The sequence below is a fragment of the Acidovorax sp. IB03 genome (assembly GCF_016406015.1).
In the GTDB taxonomy this organism is placed as follows: Bacteria; Pseudomonadota; Gammaproteobacteria; order Burkholderiales; family Burkholderiaceae_C; genus Acidovorax; species Acidovorax temperans.
This window is the reverse complement of record NZ_JAEFCH010000100.1, coordinates 1-645: the sequence shown is the minus strand read 5'-3', so window position 1 is coordinate 645 and position 645 is coordinate 1. Positions and strand designations below refer to the sequence as shown.

Annotated in this window: 1 protein-coding gene; it reads left to right on the top strand. The window is 63.3% G+C overall.

Annotated features, from left to right (window positions below; genetic code table 11):
- Nucleotides 1–645, top strand: a 645-nt coding sequence (locus tag IHV84_RS20230) for an IS1595-like element ISCsp2 family transposase (protein WP_198848171.1), incomplete at both ends; no start/stop codon positions are given.

Genomic DNA, 645 nt, shown 5'->3' with positions numbered 1-645 from the left:
TCCTGGAGAAGCTTCGGTGGCCCCAAGGCTTCGTCTGCCCGCGTTGCGGCAACGCTGGCGATGTGTACCGCGCCAGCCGCACCCGCCTGATGTGCCGCTCATGCCAGTACCAAGGCACAGTGACATCTGGAACCATCTTTGACAAGACGCGCACACCGCTGCGTGTCTGGCTGGCTGCAGCTTGGTACCTGACCAATCAGAAACAAGGCGTGAGCGCCCTGGGGCTGCAGCGCGTATTGGGTTTGGGGAGCTACCAGACCGCCTGGACCATGCTGCACCGGTTTCGACGTGCCATGGTCCGCCCGGGCCGGGACAAGCTCAAGGGGCTTGTGGAGGTGGATGAAACGTACCTGTCCATCACGGATCGCAAGAATCCCGCCACCCCTGCAGGGCGCAAGAGCAGCACCACCAAAGTGTTGATGGTCATGGCGGTGGAGATCGTGGAGCCCAAGGGGTTTGGGCGCATCCGGTTACGCCGCATTGACCGAGACGCCGCCACCCACGTAATCCCCTTTGTGCAGGAGGTGGTCGAGCCTGGAGCCCAGGTACGCACGGATGGTTCGGCGGCATACCGCGCTCTGGGAGAACTGGGTTACACCCACCAGCGCACCGTCATGCTCGGCTCAGGCGTACCTGCCCATGTCT